Origin of the sequence: Cryptosporangium sp. NPDC051539 (genome assembly GCF_044454545.1) — a bacterium.
In the GTDB taxonomy this organism is placed as follows: domain Bacteria; phylum Actinomycetota; class Actinomycetes; order Mycobacteriales; family Cryptosporangiaceae; genus Cryptosporangium.
On record NZ_JBITDV010000013.1, the window covers coordinates 45629 to 66690 of the forward strand.

The 21062-nt window shown below is 71.9% G+C and carries 21 protein-coding genes; 14 read left to right on the top strand and 7 right to left on the bottom strand.

Annotated elements, in window-relative coordinates; translation table 11 throughout:
- Positions 1–173 precede the first annotated feature (173 nt).
- The 3 genes from ACIBZJ_RS34035 (at position 174) to ACIBZJ_RS34045 (ending at position 4410) form a co-directional block, all read left to right on the top strand.
- Positions 174–668: a hypothetical protein gene (locus tag ACIBZJ_RS34035; protein WP_395937079.1), complete on the top strand. Its 495-nt coding sequence runs from the start codon at positions 174–176 to the stop codon at positions 666–668.
- A gap of 62 nt (positions 669–730) precedes the next feature.
- Positions 731–3721: a M12 family metallopeptidase gene (locus ACIBZJ_RS34040; protein WP_395937081.1), complete on the top strand. Its 2991-nt coding sequence runs from the start codon at positions 731–733 to the stop codon at positions 3719–3721.
- Between the two features lie 5 nt (positions 3722–3726).
- Positions 3727–4410, top strand: coding sequence for a response regulator (locus ACIBZJ_RS34045; protein ID WP_395937083.1), 684 nt, complete (start codon positions 3727–3729; stop codon positions 4408–4410).
- 63 nt (positions 4411–4473) lie between these two features.
- On the opposite strand, the gene ACIBZJ_RS34050 is transcribed toward ACIBZJ_RS34045, so the two are convergent.
- The 3 genes from ACIBZJ_RS34050 to ACIBZJ_RS34060 all read right to left on the bottom strand — a co-directional run bounded on the left by ACIBZJ_RS34050 (position 4474) and on the right by ACIBZJ_RS34060 (position 7273).
- On the bottom strand, positions 4474–5913 hold the full coding sequence (locus ACIBZJ_RS34050; RefSeq protein ID WP_395937085.1) for a DedA family protein: 1440 nt from the start codon (positions 5911–5913) through the stop codon (positions 4474–4476).
- A gap of 158 nt (positions 5914–6071) precedes the next feature.
- Entirely contained in the window at positions 6072–6812 is a 741-nt protein-coding gene (locus ACIBZJ_RS34055) for a CPBP family intramembrane glutamic endopeptidase (RefSeq protein ID WP_395937087.1), read from the bottom strand.
- Complete coding sequence (locus ACIBZJ_RS34060; protein WP_395937089.1) at positions 6809–7273, bottom strand: MarR family winged helix-turn-helix transcriptional regulator; 465 nt, start codon at positions 7271–7273, stop codon at positions 6809–6811. Before ACIBZJ_RS34060 ends, ACIBZJ_RS34055 begins: the two co-directional genes overlap by 4 nt.
- 178 nt (positions 7274–7451) lie before the next feature.
- Here ACIBZJ_RS34060 and ACIBZJ_RS34065 point away from each other — a divergent pair, with 178 nt between their 5' ends.
- On the top strand, positions 7452–8990 hold the full coding sequence (locus ACIBZJ_RS34065; protein WP_395937091.1) for a C40 family peptidase: 1539 nt from the start codon (positions 7452–7454) through the stop codon (positions 8988–8990).
- Between the two features lie 9 nt (positions 8991–8999).
- Positions 9000–9857 carry a nucleotidyltransferase domain-containing protein gene (locus tag ACIBZJ_RS34070; RefSeq protein WP_395937093.1) on the top strand — a complete coding sequence of 286 codons (858 nt, stop codon included), beginning with the start codon at positions 9000–9002 and terminating at the stop codon, positions 9855–9857.
- On the opposite strand, the gene ACIBZJ_RS34075 is transcribed toward ACIBZJ_RS34070, so the two are convergent.
- Complete coding sequence (locus ACIBZJ_RS34075; protein ID WP_395937095.1) at positions 9814–10008, bottom strand: hypothetical protein; 195 nt, start codon at positions 10006–10008, stop codon at positions 9814–9816. The genes ACIBZJ_RS34070 and ACIBZJ_RS34075 overlap by 44 nt on opposite strands.
- 168 nt (positions 10009–10176) lie before the next feature.
- On the opposite strand from ACIBZJ_RS34075, the gene ACIBZJ_RS34080 reads away from it, so the two are divergent.
- The 3 genes from ACIBZJ_RS34080 to ACIBZJ_RS34090 are packed head-to-tail and all read left to right on the top strand — an operon-like array spanning position 10177 to position 12246.
- Positions 10177–11409, top strand: coding sequence for a sensor histidine kinase (locus ACIBZJ_RS34080; RefSeq protein WP_395937511.1), 1233 nt, complete (start codon positions 10177–10179; stop codon positions 11407–11409).
- The gene (locus ACIBZJ_RS34085; protein WP_395937097.1) at positions 11397–12056 is read left to right on the top strand and encodes a response regulator; all 660 of its coding nucleotides are present in this window, start codon (positions 11397–11399) and stop codon (positions 12054–12056) included. Before ACIBZJ_RS34080 ends, ACIBZJ_RS34085 begins: the two co-directional genes overlap by 13 nt.
- 58 nt (positions 12057–12114) lie before the next feature.
- Positions 12115–12246 carry a hypothetical protein gene (locus tag ACIBZJ_RS34090; RefSeq protein WP_395937527.1) on the top strand — a complete coding sequence of 44 codons (132 nt, stop codon included), beginning with the start codon at positions 12115–12117 and terminating at the stop codon, positions 12244–12246.
- On the opposite strand, the gene ACIBZJ_RS34095 is transcribed toward ACIBZJ_RS34090, so the two are convergent.
- Both ACIBZJ_RS34095 and ACIBZJ_RS34100 read right to left on the bottom strand, forming a co-directional pair.
- Complete coding sequence (locus tag ACIBZJ_RS34095; protein ID WP_395937099.1) at positions 12212–12469, bottom strand: DUF397 domain-containing protein; 258 nt, start codon at positions 12467–12469, stop codon at positions 12212–12214. The genes ACIBZJ_RS34090 and ACIBZJ_RS34095 overlap by 35 nt on opposite strands.
- Positions 12470–12546: 77 nt before the next feature.
- Positions 12547–13260, bottom strand: coding sequence for a BTAD domain-containing putative transcriptional regulator (locus ACIBZJ_RS34100; RefSeq protein WP_395937101.1), 714 nt, complete (start codon positions 13258–13260; stop codon positions 12547–12549).
- Between the two features lie 181 nt (positions 13261–13441).
- Here ACIBZJ_RS34100 and ACIBZJ_RS34105 point away from each other — a divergent pair, with 181 nt between their 5' ends.
- Genes ACIBZJ_RS34105 through ACIBZJ_RS34115 form a run of 3 tightly spaced genes read left to right on the top strand, consistent with a single transcriptional unit; the run spans position 13442 to position 16659 of the window.
- Complete coding sequence (locus ACIBZJ_RS34105; RefSeq protein ID WP_395937103.1) at positions 13442–15412, top strand: phage tail sheath family protein; 1971 nt, start codon at positions 13442–13444, stop codon at positions 15410–15412.
- Positions 15413–15433: 21 nt separating this feature from the next.
- Complete coding sequence (locus ACIBZJ_RS34110; RefSeq protein WP_395937105.1) at positions 15434–15961, top strand: phage tail protein; 528 nt, start codon at positions 15434–15436, stop codon at positions 15959–15961.
- A complete protein-coding gene (locus ACIBZJ_RS34115) occupies positions 15958–16659 on the top strand; it encodes a hypothetical protein (protein ID WP_395937107.1) in 702 nt (233 codons plus the stop codon). Before ACIBZJ_RS34110 ends, ACIBZJ_RS34115 begins: the two co-directional genes overlap by 4 nt.
- 67 nt (positions 16660–16726) lie before the next feature.
- Here ACIBZJ_RS34115 and ACIBZJ_RS34120 read toward each other — a convergent pair whose 3' ends face one another.
- Entirely contained in the window at positions 16727–17839 is a 1113-nt protein-coding gene (locus ACIBZJ_RS34120; RefSeq protein WP_395937109.1) for a hypothetical protein, read from the bottom strand.
- Between the two features lie 528 nt (positions 17840–18367).
- Between ACIBZJ_RS34120 and ACIBZJ_RS34125 the strand changes: the two genes are divergently transcribed.
- Genes ACIBZJ_RS34125 through ACIBZJ_RS34135 form a run of 3 tightly spaced genes read left to right on the top strand, consistent with a single transcriptional unit; the run spans position 18368 to position 21058 of the window.
- Positions 18368–19033, top strand: coding sequence for a DUF4255 domain-containing protein (locus ACIBZJ_RS34125; protein ID WP_395937111.1), 666 nt, complete (start codon positions 18368–18370; stop codon positions 19031–19033).
- Positions 19023–20903, top strand: a complete 1881-nt coding sequence (locus ACIBZJ_RS34130; RefSeq protein ID WP_395937113.1) for an ATP-binding protein — start codon at positions 19023–19025, stop codon at positions 20901–20903. The genes ACIBZJ_RS34125 and ACIBZJ_RS34130 overlap by 11 nt, the downstream gene beginning before the upstream one ends.
- Positions 20891–21058 (top strand): hypothetical protein, encoded by a 168-nt coding sequence (locus ACIBZJ_RS34135; protein WP_395937115.1) that lies wholly within the window; start codon positions 20891–20893, stop codon positions 21056–21058. Before ACIBZJ_RS34130 ends, ACIBZJ_RS34135 begins: the two co-directional genes overlap by 13 nt.
- Positions 21059–21062 lie beyond the last annotated feature (4 nt).

Here is a 21062-nt window from a genome sequence, read left to right on the forward strand (position 1 = left end):
GCCGAGAGGAGCTGGGGGGCTGGTGAGGACGCCGGTACGGCTGTTGTCCTCCGGGAGCGAGCCGGGATCCGAGGGGGATCTCGGCTCCCTTCCGTGCCCTTGGAACCCTTTCACTGCTGCGGTACAACCAGCGCGACAGCATCCGTTTCCCTCCACAGTGCAGAGGAATGACAGTGACCACTGAGACTTCGACGCCGACGACCACGGAAACCGTGTTCGTCATCGATGTCAACGACCGGTTCGCGCACCTGTTCACCAGCGTGCCCGACCTGCTCGGTACCCACGAGAAGGGCCACGTCGAGCCGCCGCGCGGCCTCGACTTCTTCGATCAGGACGGTCGTCGTCTGGCGCCGGTGTTCGACGAGAGCTGGCAGCTGATCGGCCTGGCCAAGACGAACGAGAAGCCCGACCCGGAGGCGATCCAGAGCCGACTCGCGTCGGTGTTCGCGTTCCTGGCCGAGTACACGTCGGGTCACCCGACCGAGATCGCCGACGACTACGGCCTGAGCGTCGACGAGGCGCTCTGCGAATTACCGCAGCTCGCCGGCAAGTCCCTGTCCGACAGCATCGCGGTTCTCGGTGGCGTCACGCACTACCCGGCGGTGGCCGACACCGAGCAGAAGGACCCGGGTAACTGGTTCCACAACCTGATGCACAAGATCAGCTAACGAACGGTAACCGGATGCGCATTCCTGCCCTTTCCCGGCTTTCTCCCCGCAGTGTGGCGGGGTTGCTCCTAGTCGTACTGGTCGTCGCCGCCGTGCTGCTCGGGCAGTTCGACGGTGGTACCGACCAGAGCGCCGGCCCGGTGGGGATCAGCATCGCGGTCGCCATCTCGTGCACGGCGCTGGGGGTGCTCGTCCTCGTCGCCGTGCCGCGGCACCTGGTCGGCCGGCTGCTCCTGGCAGCCGGCGCCAGCGCCGCCGTCGGCACCGTCGCGGTCAGCTGGACGCGGTGGGAGCCGGTCGCCTGGCTGAGCCAGTGGACGTGGTGGCCGGCCTACGGGCTGCTGTTCCTGGCGCTGCTGTTCTTCCCGGACGGCCGCTTACCGGGTCGCGGCTCGCGCGCACTCGCGGTCGCGCTGGTCGCGCTGACCGCACTGAGCTCGATCGTGCTGGCCGTGGCCGCCCTGGACGCGCCCCGGACGCTGCTGAGCGACGCCGGCGTCGAGCTCGATCCGCACACGAAGCTCTTGGTGCGGATCTTCGCCGCGGCGGTGTTCCTGACCGTGGTGGCCGGGTTCGGCGTCCTGGGCACGCTCTGGGCGCGCTGGCGCCGGGCCGACACCGATACCCGCCAGCAACTCGCCTGCCTGCTCCCGGCCGTCGTCCTGCTGCTGCTCGGCTGGGGTCTCTCGTTCTTCAATCTCGACGGTGGCTACATCCTGGCCGCGGTCGCGGTGCCGCTCGGGATGACCGTCGCGATCATGCGCTACGGGCTCTACGACCTCGACCGCGTCCTGAACCGGACGCTGGTGTGGCTGGTGATGACCGCGCTGGTCGTGGTCGGGTTCGTCTCGATCGTCACCGTGCTCCGCGAGGTGATCATGCGCAACACCTCGGCCGACTCGATCTCGCTGGTCACCACCGGCGTCATCGCGATCACTTACGCGCCGCTGCACCGGCGGGTCCAGCAGGGCGTCAACCAGCTGCTCTACGGCGACCGGCACGATCCGTACAAGGTCATCACCGAGCTCGGCGACGTACTGGGGCAGACCGCTGAGCCGAACGCGGTGCTTCCGCTGCTGACCGGCACGATCGCGAACTCGCTGCAGGTCCCGTACGTCGCGGTCGAGGTCGAGGAGGCGCACGGCGCCCGGCTGCTGGCCTGGTACGGCAAGGTCGGGCCGAACGTGCAGGCGTTCGACATGATCTCCCGGGGCGAGCACATCGGACGGCTGCTGGTCTCCCCGCGCACCGTCGGCGGTCACTTCACCCCGCGCGAAACGCAACTGCTGACCGACATCGCGCTGCACGCCGGGGTGGCGGTCGAGGCCGGCCGCCTCACCCGAGACCTGCAGGAGTCGCGCGAGCGGCTGGTGCGGGCCCAGGAGGAGGAGCGGCGCCGGCTGCGGCGGGATCTGCACGACGGGCTGGGGCCGAGCCTCACCGGGATGTCGATGCAGGTCCGGGCCGCCCGCAAGGTGTCGGGGCCGGGCCGGGTGCGTGACATCCTCGATGCGCTCGCCGGTGACCTGGCCGCCTGTACCGCGGAGGTGCGGCAGCTGGTCGACGAACTGCGTCCGCCCGCGCTCGACCGCGGTCTGGCCGTCGCGCTGCGGGACGAGTGCCGCCGGTTCGACAGCAACGTGCTGTCCGTGCAGCTCGACCTGCACGACGAGCTCGATCGGCTGCCGGCCGCCGTCGAGGTGGCCGCGTACCGGGTCGTCGCCGAGGCGCTGAACAACGTGGCCCGGCACGCCGACGCCCGCAACTGCGTGGTGAGCGTGCGGCGCGGGCGCGATTTGACGATCGAGATCACCGACGACGGCAAGGGCATCACCGGGCCGGTCCGGCCCGGGGTCGGGCTCGCGTCGATGCGCGACCGGGCCGGTGAGCTCGGCGGCGAGTGGGAGATCCGGGCCGCTCAGCCGAGGGGCACCACGATCCGCGCCCACTTCCCGGCGGCGTCGCTCGTCCTGGTGGAGTCGGCGATCCCGCTTCCGCCCACCGCGGCCGACGCCCCGGCTCTGGCGTCGGTCGTCGACGCCGGGCCGGCGCCGGTGGTCGTGCGCGGTGCCCCCGTGCGGCTGTGGCCGGGGGGAGTGGTGCCGTACGTGGTCGCTCCCGACGTCGGGCCGAACGGCCGGATCAGCGAGGCGATCGCCCACCTGGAGACCAACACCTCGATCCGGTTCGTGCCCCGCACCGGTGAGCACGCCGACTACGTACGGTTCGTCGTGGGCGAGGAGTACGCGTCGCAGGTCGGCCGGGTCGGTGGGGAGCAGCGCATCGAGGTCCAGGCCGAGGGGGAGATGGGGCGGGTACTGCACGAGATGGTGCACACGCTCGGACGCTGGCACGAGCACTGCCGCACCGACCGAGACCAGTACGTCTCGATCCAGTGGCAGCACATCTCGCCGGAGTCCCGGCCGAACTTCCTGATCCAGGCCACCGGGCCGGAGGAGGGGCCGTACGACTTCGAGTCGATCATGCATTACCCGCGGGTCGCGTTCTCGACCAACGGTGACCGGACGCTGGAGACCCTCCAGCCGGTACCCCCGTCCCCGCCGGGCCTGCCGGTCGGCCAGCGGCGGCGGCTCAGCGACGGCGACTGCCGGGTGATCGAGCGCATGTACGCCACCGCGACCGGCGTGACCGCGACCGCCGGTGCTGCGGCCGGCGTGCCTGCCACGGTGCCGCCGCTCGCGGAGGCCGACGCCGTGTCGGGTGTACTGCGGCTGCCACTGCGGGTCCCCGCCGCGACCGCGGCGGCGATCCGGATCACGGTCCGCGACACGACGACGACCGTCAACACGTTGCGGCAGGTCGGCGAGACCGTGCTCACCGACGTTCCGCTCGCCGCCTGTGGGGAGGTCCCGTTCCGGGTACCGGTCGAGGGCGTCGACCCCGCCGCCGTCTACACGCTCGAGGCCCATGTGGACGTCACCGGGGACGGCGCCGTGGCGAGCGGCGACCTCCTCACCGCCCGTGCCTGCGCGGTACTGACCAACGGAGCCCCGGCGGCCGATGTCGCCGTCCCGATGACGAGCGTGGTGTGATTCCGATGAGCGCATGGGCGTTCCAGGGCGGAGGCACACCGGTGGACGAGCCGAAGCGGGTTCTGATCGTCGACGACCACCCCGTCGTGCGGCGCGGCCTGAAGGTGATGCTCGAGGACGAGCCGTGGGTCAGCGAGGTCTCGGAGGCGGCCAGCGTCGAAGAGGCCGTCCGGGAGGCGATCACCTGCCAGCCCGACGTGATCGCGATGGACGTCGTCCTGCCCGACGGCAACGGCGTCGACGCGACCCGGCGGATCCTGGAAGCCTGCCCGGAGGCCGCTGTGCTGATGCTCACGATGGCCGACGACGACGACATCGTGGCGAAGGCGCTCAACGCGGGCGCCCGCGGGTTCCTGCTCAAGGACACCGATCCCGACATGGTGATCGACGCGCTGCGCACGGTGGCCAGCGGCGGTGTCGTGCTCGGGCCCCGGGTAGGCCCGACCGTGCTGACCGCGTTACGCCGTGCCCCGGCCGTGCTGCCCCCGCCGTTCGACCAGCTCACGACGCGTGAGCTGGAGATCGTCAACCGGCTGGCGCTGGGAGACACGAACGCGCAGATCGCCCGTCATCTCAACGTGAGCGAGAAGACGATTCGCAACCAGATGTCGGCGGTGTTCAACAAGCTGAACGTCAGCGATCGGGTCCAGGCCGCATTGCTGGCCCGGGATGCCGGAATTCTGCGTTAGGTTTCCGCGCTCAACCTTCGGGGACCCCTGAACAGCCGGTGTCCACCGGCGCAGCACGAAAGGTCAGGAGGTTACGACATGTTCGAGCTGCATTGCGGGGAATGCGCCCAACCGGGTGCGTCCAGCACCAACCGTGCCGAGGTCGAGGCGTTGACGGAGATCCACAACAACCTCGTTCACCGGGGCAATCCGGTTGCCGTCCTGCGGCGACGGCGGTTCGGTCGTCCGCGCGACCTGGCCGCTTGAGGTGGTCGTCCAGGCCGCCACGAACACTCCGGCCCAGATCAGCCCGATCAGCAGCGCGGCGGCCGTGCTGCTGATCGTTCCCCAGCCGAGGTAGATCCGGCCCGCCGCGAGCATCGTCACGAGGGCGGCGCCGATCACCACGACCGTGGCCCGCGCCGGGGCCGGCATCCGCTTGCGGGCCACCGCCCAGGTCGCGAGTCCGATCGCGGTCGTCGACACCGCGTGCTGCGTGGCGAACAGGTTGTCGCTGCGGACGACGTGCTCCGCGACGTTGATCACCGAGGCCAGGATCACCAGCGGCACCACCGCGCCCCCGGCGGCCAGGAGGCCGAGCGGGCCCTGGTGCCGGTTGGACCGCACCGGCCGGATCAGCACCAGCGCGGCGGCGGCCACGACCACCGCGTACGACGGCGTCGCGGTCAGGATCGCGCCGACGACCGGCGCCGGCCAGCTCACCCAGTGCGCGTCCAGCAGGGCGGCCACCGGTTCGTCGAGCCGGGGTAGCCCGGCGGCGTGCACCCCGGACGCGACCAGCACCGTGAGCAGCGCGCCGACGAACGTCAGCGTGACCGTGAGCGCGACGGCCGGGAGCCACCGGTTCGGCCGCTCGCCGATCAGCCGGGTGACCACTCGCGCGGGCAGGTCGGGTTGCCGGCCCAGCCGGCGGCCCGCGAACACCCCGGCGCCCAGCGCCGCACCCAGCAGCAGCACCCCCATCGACGCCTGCCCGGCGACCGCCGACACCTGCAGGTACGAGCTGCCGGCCAGGTAACCGGCGCTGACGAAGAACCCCGCCCAGAGCACGCCGCTCGGGACGCTGTAGCGCAGGAAACCGGTCGGCGCGAGACCGCCGGAACCGGCGAGACGCGGCACGAGCGTGCGTGCGCCGACGACCCACCGGGCCGCGAACACGGCCCGCCCGCCGTGCCGCCCGAGAAGCGCGGCGGCACGGTCGGTGGCCCGCTGGAGGCGCGCGGATCGGCGTCCCCCGAGAGGGGTTGACGGAGAGGCCGCGCGGCGGCGGCCGAGAAAGTACGCGGAGGCGTCGCCGAGGATCACCGCGACGGTGGCGGTGGCGATCGACACCGGAAGGTTCAGCGTGCCGGCCGAGGCGAGAAAGCCGAGGCCGAGTGCGGTCGAGACGCTGGGGAGGACGATTCCGGCCAGGAGGGCGGGCTCACCGGCCAGTATCAGCGCAGCCAGCACCACGACGAGCGGTGCGGGCAGGCCGAGTATCGCGTCCAGAAGGGATTGCACCACGCCAGGCTGGCGTCGGCCGGGTACGTGTCACATCCGGGAGGCCCCTGGCGTTGACCCTGAGGTCCACTCAGCCGTTCATCATGTCGGAGGCCCGCCTTCCGGTTTCCGTAGTGGTCACTGCTGGTATCCACACGGCTACCGGAGGGGAACGGTTCTCACTGCGGGAGAGATTTTTCCTGCTGGGGGCCCGGAACGAAAACGAGGCCGCGCACATCGAAGACGGTGTGGGCGAGAACCGCGAGCAGGATGCTGCCGGTCGTGAGGTACAGCCCCGCGAACAGCGCGCCGAGCAGCCCGACGCCGAGCATCGCGAGCGGGCCCTGGTAGAGGTGCGCGAACGCGAACACCACCACGGCCACGGTCGCCGCCCGGAGCGGGGTGAGTCCGAAGAGGCCGACGCCGGCCGCGATGAGCAGCCCGCGGTAGACCAGTTCTTCGCTCACCCCGGCGCCCACCGAGATCGCCGTGGCGTAGGCGCGTTCCCGCCGGGTGCGCGGCAGCATCGCGGCGACCGCGGCCTGCCCGGAGACCGGTTTGCCGCTCAGCGCGCGTTTCCGCAGCAATACACCGGTGCCGACGATCACCACGACCAGGTAGACGGTGAACCCGACGGCCCAGCCGAGGTACTGACCGCGGGGCCGGGCCAGGCCGACGTGCGCGCCGGTGAGCCCGGGCGCGACCGCGATCAGTGCGAGCGCCGCCGAGACCAGCTGGACGCCGAGCGTGAGCCGGTAGAACCCGACCAGCGCCCGCGGATCGGTGTCGCGGCGCTCGGCCAGGCGCCGGTACATCCCGCGGCCGAGGAACGGTTCGCCGAGCAGGAGGTAGAGCGCGAGAAGGCCGGCGATCGCGGTCGCGGCCGGGTTGAACGCCGGATCGAGCCAATCGGTGTTCATTCGGCGGCGGGTGCCCAGGCGTGCGGGGCCCGGTGGGTCAGCACCCGCGTCGCGAGCTCCTGCAGGTGGGCGAGTTCGGCGGCGTCGAGTGCGCCGAGCGGGCCGTCGGCGACGTCGCTGAGCAGCGCTTCGGCCCGTTCGAGGGCCTGGCGCCCCGCGGGGGTGATGTGGAGGATCTGACGGCGGCGGTCGTGTTCGTCCCGCGCGCGGTGGATCAGCCCGGCGGCTTGCAGGCCGTCGAGGAAAGCGACGAGGTCGCCGCTGTCGAGGCCGAGCCGCGCGGCCACGTGCTTCTGGGCCGCCGGGCCGAACTCGTCGAGGCAGCAGAGGACCCCGTGCTGGTGCTGGCTGAGACCTACGGCGGCCAGCTTCTCGGCGCGGTCGCTCCGCACGAGCGCGGCCAGCCGGATCACGGCGAACGACGGACGCGTCCGCAGTGCCCGGGGCAGCAGCTTCTCCACGGGACGACCCTATCCCGCTCCGGTTGGTGATGCCATTTACTGGCAATGCCAACCTTTTGAACCGACTGCGGCGACGCGGGAGTGCACAGAATTCCGCCAATTAAAGGTGCGTTCGCCGTCAATTGGGGCAACGATGAAACGGTAGGTCGCGTACGGGCCCTTCGGGAAGGACGTGCGTTTGTCGCGATCTGGGGTTTCGCCGTTAGCCGGGAGGTCGCTGTCCCGGATCGTCAGTGAGCCTCGGATCGGACGCTGCGGTGCGGCCGCGGCCGCCGGACTGCTCACGGCCGGACTGCTGCTCGGCCCCACGAGCGGGGCTTCGGCGGCGCCGCGCAACCCCGAACCGCCCACGACCAGGACGTCCGCGCCCGCCCAGCCCGCGCGCAGCCTCGCGGAACTCGTGAAGCAGCGGCAGATCGCCGCCGAGTCGGTGGCGGAACGACTGGAAGAGGCGAAAGGCCGGCTCACCTCGGCGCAAGCGACCGGCGCCGCCGCGGCCGAGCGCCTGGCCACGGCGACTTCGCGCGTGCTCGCGGCTCGTGAGGCGGTCGCCGCGTGGGCCCGCGACTCCTACATCGCGTCCGCCGAAGGCTCGGAGCGGTTACCCGCGGATCCGCGTCAGCGGATGTTCGGTCACGCCGACGCCGACGCGAGCGCCGCACAGGCCGAACTCGACGCCGCCGAAGCCGAGGAGCGGGAGGCGACCAGCAACGAGGTGGCCGCGGCCGCGCTGGCCGACACCGCACAGGCCCAGGTCACGACGCTCGGCGCCGATCTGACCCGGCGGGCGGCCGAGATCAAGTCGCTGCGCGCGGGCAAGGAGCACGTGCTCGCGGCGGCCGAGGCCGACCAGGAGGCGGTCGACGCGGCCCGGGCGTCGGAGTACATCCGGGACGCACAGGGCGTCGCCGGGAAGGCCGCGCTGACCGCGATCGAGTTCGCGCTGGCGCAGCGGGGGAAGCCGTACGAGTGGGGTGCGGAAGGTCCGGGCCGGTACGACTGCTCCGGGCTCGTGCAGACCGCGTACGCCGCGGCCGGGATCTCGCTGCCGCGGACGGCCCGGCCGCAGTTCCGGGCGACGACGATCGTGGACACGACCGCGCTGTTACCGGGTGACCTGCTGTTCTTCGCGACCGACAAGTCGAATTGGGACACGATCCACCACGTCGCGATCTACCTCGGGCACGGGAAGATGCTGCACGCTCCGACCGAGGGGGACGTGGTCCGGGTGGCGCCGGTGTGGTGGGCCGAGTTCTACGCGGCGACCCGGGTGGTGCCGGGCGGGAACGGGAAGATGCCGGCGCCGCTGCCTCTGCCGGGCCCGGAGCCCAGCCCGTCCGCCGTGCCCAGCCCGTCCGCCCCGCCGTCGCCGTCGCCGTCGCCTTCCTCTTCGCCTTCACCGTCGGCATCGCCTTCGCCTTCGCCTTCGCCGAGTCCGAGCGGTTCGGTGAGTTCGAGCCCCGGCGGGAGCTCGAGTCCCGGTGGTTCGCCCGGGGCCACCCCGAGCGGCTCGGCGTCGCCGGGTCGGTCGCCGTCGCCCACGGCCGGCCCGTCCGGCTCCCGATCGCCGGCCGCCGGCCCCCCGAAGAGCCCGGGCGGCTCGTGCGGGCCGAAATCGCCGGCTCCCGGTGCGTCCACATCGCCGTCGGCTTCACCGACCCCGACCCCGACGCCGAGCCCGACCCCGTCGGGAAGCCCCACCCCCGACCCCTGCTGAAATGCAGGGGTGCTGACCGAACCGAAGCTGCGGGAGATCGCCGACCGGCTGGTCGGGGTGCCCGGCGTCGCCGGGGTCATGCTCGGCGGGAGCCGCGCACGGGGCACCCATACCGACGAGTCCGACGTCGACCTCGGTCTCTACTACCGATCGCCGCTCGACGTCGAGGCGCTGGGCGCGCTCGCCCGTGAGCTGGCCGGGCCGGACGCGCAGGTCACCCAGCCGGGCGACTGGGGCCCGTGGGTGAACGGCGGCGGCTGGCTCCGGATCGACGACGTCCCGGTCGACTGGCTCTACCGCGACCTCGATCGTGTCCGGACCGCCTGGACCGATGCCCGGGCCGGGCGATACCAGTTCCATTTCCAGGTCGGCCACCCGCTGGGCGTCCCCGACTTCTCGTACGTGGGGGAGGTGGCCCTCGGCCGGGTGCTCGCGGATCCGACCGGCGAGCTGACCGCGCTGCGGGACGCAGCGCAGACCTATCCGGAGGCGCTGCGGCTGCGGGTGTTGTCCCGGGCACTCTGGGAAGCGGACTTCTCGGTCGTGACCGCGGGCAAAGCCGCCGGCCGCGGCGACACCGCGTACGTTGCCGGCTGCCTCTTCCGCGCGGTGGGGCTGTGCACGCACGCGTTGCACGCGTACGCGGGTGCGTGGCTGATCAACGAGAAAGGCGCTGTGGACGCCGCGGCCGCGCTGCCGGGCGCGCCCCTGGACTTCGCCGAGGTGGCCCACGGTGTGCTGGCGGGGCTGGGCCGCGCGAGCATCGACCTGCGCGCGGCCCTGCACACCGCGGACCTCCTGATCGAGACCACGGCACTGGCGGTCAGCGGCGGCGGAGGTGGTCGACGACCAGCGCGGCTCCGCTGAACAGCGTGAGCGCACCGAAGGCGAGGTGCGCCGGGAGGTCGTCGCCGAACGAGCTGGCGGCCGCGTTGCCGAGCATGCCGATCGTCAGCAGGATCCAGAGCAGCGGGCGGAGGATCTGCGGGCCGGAACGGTCGGGGGTGGTGTTGGTCATCTCGGGCTCCTTCGTCGGTGTTGCCCTCGACGTTAGGAATCCGGCGCGGACGGGCCGAGCCCGGCAACTGCCCAGCTGAGGTACAGCAGGCTGTACTTCTGGTGGATGGACGGGCGCCCGGCGCCGCCGACGGCCTAGGGTCGGGCCGTGTCCGAGCAGCAGAGAGGCCTGTGGCCCGCGATCGTCCTCGCCGTCGGGCGGGGTCTCGACGGGCTGAAGCAACTGATCCGGGGGCTCGGCACCGCTCTGCTCGCCCTGCTGACGCTGGTCGCGGTCGTGCCGACCGTGGTCGCGTGCCTGGCCGGGGTGGGCCTGCTCGCGGTGGCGCCGATGGCGCGGGCGGTCCGTGCGGTCGCCGACCGGGAGCGTTCCCGGCTGGCCCGGCTGGGTTCCGACCTGCCGTCGCCGGGCCCGATGCCGCGTACGCTGCGCGGAGTTCTCACCGACCGGTCGCTGCCACGTGAGGTCGGGTGGCTGGCGTGCCACGCCACGCTCGGGTTCGTTCTCGGATTGTTCGGCGTGCTGCTGCCGCTCATCATCGTGCGCGACCTGACGTTCGTCGCCTGGTGGAAGCTGCCGCCGTCCGATCCGAGCGCGACGTCGTTCGGAGTCGGGACCGCGCACACCTGGTGGCAGGCTTCGGCGATCTCGGCCTTCGGGCTGGTGGGGTGGATCGCGATTCTGGGCGGGGTGGTGCCGACGCTGGCGCGCGTCCAGTCCTGGCCCGGGCGCCGACTGCTCGTTCCGGATCCGTCGGTCGACCTGTCGATGCGGGTCGTCGAGCTCACCGCCACCAGGGCCGCGGCGCTCGACGCGCACGCGATCGAGCTGCGCCGGATCGAGCGCTCGCTGCACGACGGGAGTCAGAATCGGCTGGTGGCCGTCACCGTGCTGCTCGGCGCCGCCCGGCGGTCGCTGAGCCGCAACCCGTCCGAGACGGATGGTCTGCTGGAGCGCGCGCAGGAGGCGGCCGAGTCGGCGTTGGCCGAGTTGCGGGCGGTGTCGCGCAGCATCCTGCCCCCAGTGCTCGCCGACCGGGGGTTGGCCGGGGCCCTGACCGGCCTCGCCGCGAACAGCGGGGTGCCGTGCGGCGTCGAACTCGACGTCGGCGGGCGGTGCGCGGCGTCGGTGGAGGCGACCGCCTACTTCGTGGTCGCCGAGGCGCTGACGAACGTGGCGAAACACTCGGGGGCGCACTCGGCCGAGCTGAGCGCCGTGCTCCGGAGCGGGCGATTGCGCATCCGTGTCACCGACGACGGCCACGGCGGTGCCGACGCGGCTTCCGGGTCGGGTCTGGACGGCATCCGGCGCCGGGTGGAGGCACACGACGGGACGCTGAGCCTCACCAGTCCGGTCGGTGGCCCTACGATTCTGGCCGTGGAGCTCCCGTGCGGATCGTGATCGCCGAAGACGACGCCCTCCTCCGTGAGGGCCTCGCGCTGCTGCTGAAAGCCGAATCGCTCGACGTGGTGGCGACGGCCGGTGACCCGGAGGAGTTCCTCCAGGCCGTCGAGGAGCATCGGCCGGACGTCGCGCTGGTCGACGTCCGGATGCCCCCGACGCACACCGACGAGGGCATCAGGGCCGCGGTCGAGGCCCGCCGCCGGCATCCGGGGCTGGCCGTTCTGGTGCTGTCGGCCTACGTCGAGCAGGCGTTCGCGACCGAGCTGCTGGCCGGCGGGAGCGCCGGTCTCGGGTACCTGCTCAAGGAGCGGGTCGGCCGGGTCGAGCAGTTCCTGGACGCCCTGCAGCGGGTCGCCGACGGTGGCACCGCGATCGACCCGGACGTGGTCACGCAGTTGCTGTCGCGGACGCGGTCGGATCCGCGGCTCGACCGGCTCAGCCCGCGCGAGCTGGACGTGCTGAAGCTGATGGCGGAGGGGCTGGGGAACGCGGCGATCGCGCAGCAACTGGTCGTGACCGACGGTGCGGTGCACAAGCACATCCGCAGCATCTTCGCCAAGCTCGACCTGCCGCCCGACGATGCGGCCGATCGCCGGGTGACCGCGGTGCTGCGATATCTCGAAAACGTGCGGCGATTGGGGTAGCGAAGCCCGCCCTCGCCGGCCCGGCCCTGCTGGCTTCCCGCATTGGCGGCAGCCGCACGTGCTGCTCGAATTCGGCGAGCCGGGGATCGACGAGGACTCGGACGTCGTTTTGTATTTGGAGAACCCCGGAGCCGGAAAGCTGGTCACGCAGAGCGTTATCGACCGGCTTTCCGGGCCTCGAGCGAGCTGACGAAATCGAGAAATCCTACCCATTGGTCACCGGTCATCGAGAGGTGTGGGCCGGTCGGATTTTTGCTGTCGCGAAGATGAACCTGCCCGTCTTCATACTTCGAGGTTTGGACTCGGTTGGGCACGTCCATACCGGCCCATCCGGAGGGGGCGCCCCGAGGCAGGGTCAGAGAACGACCTCGGCTCCGCCGGGCATGGTTCCGTCGCGTCGCGGAAGCAGACATCCCGCCTACTCCTCGAACGATCACCCGGACGCGCCGACCGAGGTTTCACGGGCGCAGGCCGCCCGACGCCCGGGTTCCTAGGTGAGGCCGACGCACAGGTTGGCGAGCTCACGCGACGGCTCGACGCCGAGTTGCTCGACGAGTAGTTGCCGGTAGCGCCGGTACTCGCGGATCGCCTCCGCGGTGTTCCCCTCCGCCAGATGGATGTGGATGGCCAGCTTGCGGACGCTCTCGCGCAGCGGCTCCTGAGACACCGCCTCGAGCGCCAGGTTCAGCGCCAGCCCGAATTCGCCGCGGGCGTAGAGCTCGTTCGCCCGGCTCTCCCGGGCATGCAAATCCAGCTGGCGCAGCCGGTCACGCTCGAACACGACCCAGTCGTCGTACCAGCCGGGCAGCAGTTCCTGGACCGCGAGGCGGTTGCGCGCGCCGTTCGCACTGCTGCCGTTGCGGAGCTGCGCGAACGCATCCTGGCTGAACTCGGCGACGTCGACGGTGACGGCGTCGGAGAGCGACAGACGGCGGTACTCGCTCCGCACCAGCCAGGACACCTTGCGTCCGATCCGCCAGATCGTCGTCCTGAGGCTGCCCTGCGCGCGTTCTTCGCTGACGTCGCCCCAGAGCCGTCCGGCCACCACCGTCCGGGTGGACGGGCCGTTCAGCGCGAGGAACGCCAGCAGGCGCTGAGCGCTCGTACCGAATTCGATTTCGTCACCACCGGCCTCCAGCCGAAATCCGTCGAACAGTCGCAGACGGCCCCGGCGCAGCGGCGTCGGCACAGTGTCGATCGTCAAGAGCAGACCCCCGGTTCCGGCTTCGGTCCACCATGGAGGGAAGCGTTCAGCGCAGGAGGCTACCGAGGATTTCGCGCTCCGGGGAGCTGTGACGGAGGTGTGACGCCGCGGTGAGCCGAGGTCCCTAGGCTCGCGGCTCAGCGGTCCGCGCAGCGGAACGGAGAGCGGGAAGAGGGGCTCGATGGTCGCCGTCACCACCAGCTATCCGGGCGTCTACGTCACCGAGGTACCCAGCGGGTACCGGACGATCAGCGGTGCCGCCACGTCGGTCGCCGCGTTTGTCGGGCGGACCCGGCGCGGACCTGCGGAAAAGCCGGTCGTCGTGAACAGCTACGCCGACTTCCAGCGCACGTTCGGAGGGATCTGGACGGAATCGAGCGTCAGCTACGCCGTTCGTGACTTCTTCGCGAACGGCGGCGGCCAGGCCGTCGTCGTCCGCCTGGTGAATGGCGCCGCAGCCGCGGGGTGGAGTCTCGCGGCCGACCCGGCCTGCCCGTTACGGATCGTGGCGGCAGAACCCGGAACCTGGGCGAAGACGCTCGAGATCAGCATCGATTACGTCGACGCCAAGCTCGAGCGGGCCGAGGCCGACGCCGTGGCGGCCCAGGCCGCGTCGGACCGGGCCGCCGCCGACATCGCGACCGCCACGGCCGCCTCCGACAAAGCGGTGGCGGCCGGGTTGAAGGCGGACGCTGACGTCGCCGCGGCCCACACCGCGCTGGCCGAGGCCACGGCCACGCTCGGGAAGGCCACCGCGGACCTGGCCGCCGCCAAGTCCGATGCCGCCAAGTCCAAAGCCGAACAGGCGAAATCTGACGCGACCGCCGCTCAATCCAAGGCGACGACCGACAAAACGAATGCGGAGACCGCGAAGTCGACGGCCGTGGCCGACCAGGGCAAAGCCGATGAGGCGAAGGCCAAGGCGGAAGTTGCCAAGGCCACGGCCGACTCCGACAAGGCCGGGGCCGACGCGACAGCCGCCCAGGCGGCCGCGGCCGCGAACGTCGCCGAAACGCTCGGTGTGAACGCAGACGCTCTGTTCGACGTGACGGTCACCGAGAACCGCGTCGTGCTGGAGACGTTCCGCAACCTGACCGTGGTGGCCGGCCCGCGCCGCATCGACGGAGTTCTGGCCGAGGAGTCCCGGCTGATCCGGGCCGACGGGACGTTGCCGAAAGGACGCCCGGCCAGGCAGACCGAACCGCTGGCGGCCACCGGCGGAGACGACGGCTCGGCTCTCCTCTCGACGAACTATCACGACGACGCGGTCGACCTCGCGACCCCGCACCGCGGCCTCTACGCCCTCGACCTCACGGATTTCAATCTCCTCTGCCTCCCGATGCCGGACGCGCCCACGAGCTATCTGGCCGCGGTCTACGGCCCGGCGCTCAAGTACTGCGTCCGGCGGCGAGCCGTACTGATCGTCGATCCGCCGCCGCGAGCCGCTGCCTTCCAGCCGGTCGAAGACGCCCTGGCGGCGCTCGACGCCCTCAGGCTCGTCGGGGACGGCACCCGCAACGCCGCGTTCTACTACCCCCGCATCCGGCAGGCCGACGAGTCGGCCCAGGGCCGGCTGAACACGTTCGTCGCCAGCGGCACCCTGGCCGGCCTCATCGCCCGCACCGACGCCACCCGCGGAGTCTGGAAGGCCCCGGCCGGAGTCGACGCCAGTCTGCTCGGCGTGGCGGACCTGGAAGTCGCCCTCACCGACGCCGAGGTCGGCCGGCTGAACGGACGCGGCGTCAACGTCCTGCGGACGTTCCCGGGGGTGGGGCCGGTCTCCTGGGGAGCCCGGACGATGCGCGGCGGCGACCAGTTCGGTGACGAGTACCGGTACCTGCCGGTCCGGCGGCTCGCGCTGCACATCGAAGAGTCGTTGTTCCGGGGCACGCAGTGGGTGGTGTTCGAACCCAACGACGAGCCGCTGTGGGCGCAGATCCGGCTCAACGTCGGTGCGTTCATGAACTCGCTGTTCCGCCAAGGGGCCTTCGCCGGTGCCACGAGCCGGGAGGCGTACTTCGTGAAGTGCGACAGCGCCAACAACCCGGAGGACGAGGTGGGTGCGGGACGGGTCAGCATCCACGTCGGCTTCGCGCCGTTGCGTCCGGCCGAGTTCGTGATGTTGCAGATCCAGCAGATCGCCCAGGCCTGACCCGACCTCAGGAGTAGTCGAATGGCGCAGTTCAGCGCGAACGCCCAGCGATTCGATCCGTATCAGAACTTCAAATTCCGGGTTCGCTGGGACGGGCGGTACGTCGCGGGCGTCAGCAAGGTCGGTGCGCTGACCCGCACCACGGAGGTGGTGAGCCACCGCAACGGAGGTGATCCGAGCAGCAGCCGGAAGTCGCCGGGGCGGTCCGAGTACGCCGCGATCACGCTCGAGCGGGGCGTCACCCACGACGTCGCTTTCGAGCAGTGGGCCAACAAGATCCACGACATCGCGGGCGGTGCCGGGTCGGAACTCTCGCTGAGCGACTTCCGCAAGGACATCGTGATCGAGGTGTTCAACGAGGCGGGCCAGCTCGCGCTCGCCTACCGGGTACACCGTTGCTGGGTGTCGGAGTACCAGGCGCTGCCCGACCTCGACGCCAACGGGAACGCGATCGCGATCCAGCACCTCAAGCTGGAGAACGAGGGCTGGGAGCGCGACATCGACGTCGCCGAGCCCACCGAGCCCAGCTTCACCCACCCGGCGGGATGAGCGCAGCCGTCGGCTGGGTGCTGACCGCCTGGGAACGAGGTGCGCCACCGCACCCGGTCGACCGCGCGGTGGGGCTGCTGGCCGCGCTGGCCGGGCTGTCGTGGGCCGAGGCCGCCGCGGTCGACGTCGGCAGCCGGGACGGCGTGCTGATCGAGGGGCTCCGCGAGCTCTGCAGCGGTCCGGTGCGGACCGTGCTGACGTGCGGCGGGTGCGGCGAGACGCTGCAGGTCCCGGTCGACCCGCGGGAACTCCCGGTGTCGCCCTGGCGGGCCGCGGGCGCACGGTTCACGGTGCCGGTCTCGGGTCGGTCGGTGGAGTTCCGTCTGCCGACCTCGGTGGACCTCCGTGCGCTCACCGGTCCGGCCGCGGACGCGCGGTTCGCGCTGCTCTCGTGGTGCGTTCCCGATCTTGATCTCGACGCCGGGCAGCGCGCGCTTCTGGTGGACGCGGTGGAGCGCGCAATGGAGGAGGCGGCGGAGAGCGCGGCGCTGACCGTGCTGGTGCGGTGCGGGGAGTGCGGTGCGGAGACCGAGGCGGCGGTCGACGTGGGGGCATTGCTGTGGGCGGAGGTCCAGGCCGCGGCGGTGGCGTTGCTGCAGGACGTGCACGTGCTGGCGGAGGCGTACGGCTGGACCGAGCCGGAGATCCTCGCGTTGAGCCCGGCGCGGCGGGCCGTGTACCTGGAGCTGATCGGATGAGCGGGTTCCTGTGGACGCTTGCCGCGCGGACGCTGGGGGAGCTGCCGGTGCTGGGGCCGTCCCCGCGTCACCGCTTCGAGCCGGACACGGCCGACGCTTTCGTGCGAGTCCTCTCGGAGGACCTCGGCTCGGAACCGCACCCGGCAGCCGCCGGTCGGTCGACCAGCCTGCCGCGGGCCACTGACGCGACGCCGCCCGAGCCGGAGAGGCCGATCCCGGCCGCGCCGACGCCCGGCGCGGCCGACGAGCCGCCAACGGCCGCCGCCGCGAGGCTGCCCGCGCCGAGCGTTCTGCCCGCGCCGAGCGTTCTGCCCGCGCCGAGTGTTCTGCCCGCGCCGAGTGTTCTGCCCGCGCCGAGTGATCTGCCCGCGCCGAGTGTTCTGCCTGCGCCGAGTGTTCTGCCCGCGCCGAGCGCCCCGTCCGGGGCGAGGGCCGTGCCCGGGGCGGAAGCCGCGTCGGCGGTGGGAGCTGTGTCCGGGGCGAGGGCTGTGCCTGAGGCGGAAGCCGCGTCGGCGGTGGGAGCTGTGTCCGGGACGAGGGCTGTGCCTGAGGCGGAAGCCGCGTCGGCGGCGGGAGCCGCGTCCGGGGCAGGGGCCGAGATCACGCCGGGCGCCGCATCCGCAGCGGCGAGCACCTCCGGCACAGCACCGCTGTCGGTGGGCGAGCCACGGGCGGCCGGGCGGGCGGTCGGCTGGTCGGCGAAGAGCCGGTCTACCGAGAGCGGGTCTACGGGGAGCGGGTCTACAGGGAGCGGATCGGCGGTGGGTGTGCCTACGGCGGGCGGGCCGGGCGGCTCGGTGCCGCCGGCGACCGGAACGACGGCTTCCGCGTCGGCGGCCAGGTCGGCGCCGCCCAGGCCTGTCTCAGCCGGCGCCGGCGACACGGCTTCACCGCAGACGCCCGAGGCGGCCGCACTCGCCCCCTCGGACCTCGGCTCCCCACCATCCTCGGTCACCGCCGAGGCGCCGGGGCTTTCCCCGAGTGCGGCCGAATCCTCGCCGCCGACCACCGGAACAGCCGCGCCGGCGAGAACCTCCCTCCCCGTGGCGACGACGAGGGTCGCCGAAGTGGCGGGAACGGTGGCGGCCGGGCGCCCAGCCACACGATCACCCGAGCCCATACCGACGGGCGACGGCACTGTCGTGTCACCGCCCGCAACACCGACGTCCTCCTCGATCACACCGGCGCCTTCCACATCCGGACCGGCCGTCGCCGCACCGGCCAAAGCCCCACCCGCCGCCGTACCGAGCAAAGCCTCACCCGTCGTCCCGGCAAGCCCCGAGTCCCCCGTCTCGCCTGAGTTCCGGTCGGCGGAGACCCCGGCCCGGATTCGCCTCCCGTCGGACCCGACCACCGCTCTGGTTGGGCCCCCGCCGGAACCCCGCTCCGTACCGACGGGCTCCGTACCGACGAGCTCCGGGCCGCCGGCCTCGCCCGCTCAACGTCCGGGTCGATCAGCGCCCGCCACCCCGGCGCCACAGGTACACCTCGACAACCCGGCCCGGCGTACGAGCAACCTCCGTGCGGCGCTCCGCGGCGAAGCCTCCGCGGGAACGGAGGGCACCGCTGCACCGCGGATCACCATCCACATCGACCGTTTGGAGGTGCGACCCGCGCCGCAACCACCGGACCCCGGCCCGATCGCACCGAAGCCGGTGGAACGCCTCTCCCTCGACGAGTACCTCAGCCGCCGGAACGAGGACCGCCGGTGAGCAACCACCTGGCGGTCGCGATGGTCACCGCCACCCTCGTCCGAACGCTCAGCGACGCACTGGCCCAGGCGCGCGACGGCCGGGTCGAGACCGCCGGAGTGACGACGTTGCGCCCGCCCTCGCTAGTGGCGAAAACCGACTCGTCGACGCGAGGCATCAACGTCTTCCTCTACCACGTGGTCCCGAACGGCATCTACGCCGCTGAAGCGCTCCCGTCCCGGCGAAGCGACGGCACGCTCACGGCGCGCCCGCGGCAGGGCCTCGACCTCCACTACCTGCTGACGTTCACCGGCGACGAGTCGACTTTGGAGCCGCAGCGCCTGCTCGGCCTGGCGGTCGGGGCACTGGCCGATCGGCCGCTACTCACCCGATCGGTCATCACCACCGCCGTGCAGGAGGCGACCGAGCACAACCCCGCGGCCTGGGAGGGATTCGCCGATCTCGCCGATCAGATGGAGCCGGTGCGGGTGGGCATGGTGCCGATGACGATCGAAGAGGCATCCCGGCTCTGGTCATCGATGTTCCATTCGACCTATCGGCTGTCCGTCGCGTACCGGGCCGGCGTCGCGGTCGTCGAAGGGCTGTCGAAGCCGGTGGATCGACCGGACCGGCCCGAGGGAATCGACATCGCCGTCGCACCGGGGACGGCCCGTGACCGATGACGGCGGGTACCTGCACGCCGCGTTCCGGGTTCTACGGCTCCGCCTGACGGACGCCGACGAGGACGAACTCGAGGCGGCGATCGAGGACCGGGACGCCCGTCGGGAAGAACTCACCGGGGAGCCGAGGATCGAGGTGCTCGGCCGGCGCTTCGGGCTGACCGAATTCGAACGTGCCACGCTCCTGATGTGCGCGGGGACGGAGCTCGACCTCGGCCTCGCGCACGCCTGTGCGCGGGCGCAGGGCGACGGCGACCGCACCTTTGCGACGTTCTCGCTGGCGCTGGAAAATCTGCCGGACGCCGAGTGGGCGGCGATGAGTCCGGCCGCGCCCTTGCGCCGATGGCGGCTCGTACGGATGACGCATCCGCTGGTGCCGACCACTAGCGCACTGCAGATCGACGAACGAATCCTGCACACGCTGGTGGGGGTCGACTACCTCGACCCCGAGATCGTCGCGGTGTCGACACCGCTCGACGCGCCGACCGCGCTGACGCCGGCGCTGACCGACGCCGCGCGGGCCGTCGCCCGGCATTGGGACGCCGGAGCATCTGCCGTGCTGCTGCACGGCCGTCGACTCTCCGACCTCCGCCTTGCGGCGGCGTCGGCCGCGGGCGGCAGGCGGACGTATCTACTGCGGGACGTCGATCTGCCGAGCGACGGAGCCGACCGGCGGAAGCTCGCCTTGCGGTGCGAGCGCGAGCACCGGTTGACCGACGTCGTCTGGGTGCTGGAGATCGACGGCGCGGAGGACTCCGAGCAACGCCGGGCACTAGCGTTCGCGGAGCGTCTGGAGGCGCCGCTCGTCGTGACGATGCGCGAGCCGTCCGCGGACGCGGTCCGGCTCCCTCGATTCGAGGTCCGGTCCGATCGTCTCGCCGATCGCCGCGCCGTCTGGGCGCACGCTCTCGACGAGGCCCCGGACGCGGGTGGGTGGGCTGACCGGCTGGGCGGGCAGTTCGACCTCGGACCGGCGGAAGTCCGGACGATCGTCGCCGAGGCGCAGACACTCGACGGCCCCACGCTCTGGGCCGCGGCCCGCCGTCGCACGCGTCCGGCCATCGACGACCTGGCCCAACGGATCGAACCGGCGGTGAGCTGGGACGACATGGTGTTGCCCGACCGTCAGCGGGACCTGCTGTGTCAGATCGCCGTCCACCTCCGGCACCGCCTCACGGTGCTGGACGACTGGGGTTTCGGTGCCCGCGACGGCCGCGGCGTCGGCACGGCCGCACTGTTCACCGGGCCCAGCGGCACCGGCAAGACGCTCGCCGCCGAGGTGATCGCACACGACGTCGGCCTGGACCTGTTCCGCGTCGACCTGAGCCAAACGATCAGTAAGTACATCGGCGAGACCGAGAAACACCTCCGGCGGATCTTCGACGCGGCCGAAGCCGGCGGCGCGGTGCTCCTGTTCGACGAGGCGGACGCGTTGTTCGGCAAACGCAGCGAGGTCAAGGACAGCCACGACCGGCATGCCAACATGCAGATCGGCTATCTGTTGCAACGGATCGAGGTCTATCGCGGGCTGGCGGTCCTCACCACCAACCTGAAGGACTCCCTGGACGAGGCGTTCCTGCGCCGGCTGCGGTTCATCGTTCCGTTTCCGTTTCCCGACGAGACTTCGCGGGCAGAGATCTGGCGCCGGGCGTTCCCCGCCGCCGCTCCCACCAAGGATCTGGATTTCGACGCGTTGGCCCGGCTGTCGGTGTCCGGCGCGGTGATCCACAACATCGCGCTGGCCGCCGCGTTCCGGGCGGCCGCCGCCGACGAAGCGGTGGACATGGCGCACGTCCTGGCCGCGGCCCGCGTGGAGTACCACAAGCTAGAACGCTCGCTTCCGGCCGCAGAGGTGGCCGGATGGACGACGTGATCGTCCGCCTCGATCACCTGGTGGTGGAACTCGACCCCGACGGTATCGAGAGCCTGCTGGACGGGCGCTACGAGGTTCTCACGGCCGGCATCGTCGCTGCCCTCGTCTCGGGCGGCTATCTCCGGGCCGGATCGGTCTCGACTCAGCATCAGTAGGGGC

Excerpts from the sequence above, each read along its gene's own strand:
- ACIBZJ_RS34055 (WP_395937087.1), bottom strand. The coding sequence starts at position 6,812 with ATGAACACCGATTGGCTCGATCCGGCGTTCAACCCGGCCGCGACCGCG.
- ACIBZJ_RS34045 (WP_395937083.1), top strand. The coding sequence starts at position 3,727 with ATGAGCGCATGGGCGTTCCAGGGCGGAGGCACACCGGTGGACGAGCCG.
- ACIBZJ_RS34115 (WP_395937107.1), top strand. The coding sequence starts at position 15,958 with ATGAGCGCAGCCGTCGGCTGGGTGCTGACCGCCTGGGAACGAGGTGCG.
- ACIBZJ_RS34110 (WP_395937105.1), top strand. The coding sequence starts at position 15,434 with ATGGCGCAGTTCAGCGCGAACGCCCAGCGATTCGATCCGTATCAGAAC.
- ACIBZJ_RS34135 (WP_395937115.1), top strand. The coding sequence starts at position 20,891 with ATGGACGACGTGATCGTCCGCCTCGATCACCTGGTGGTGGAACTCGAC.
- ACIBZJ_RS34075 (WP_395937095.1), bottom strand. The coding sequence starts at position 10,008 with ATGACCAACACCACCCCCGACCGTTCCGGCCCGCAGATCCTCCGCCCG.
- ACIBZJ_RS34105 (WP_395937103.1), top strand. The coding sequence starts at position 13,442 with ATGGTCGCCGTCACCACCAGCTATCCGGGCGTCTACGTCACCGAGGTA.
- ACIBZJ_RS34095 (WP_395937099.1), bottom strand. The coding sequence starts at position 12,469 with ATGTCTGCTTCCGCGACGCGACGGAACCATGCCCGGCGGAGCCGAGGT.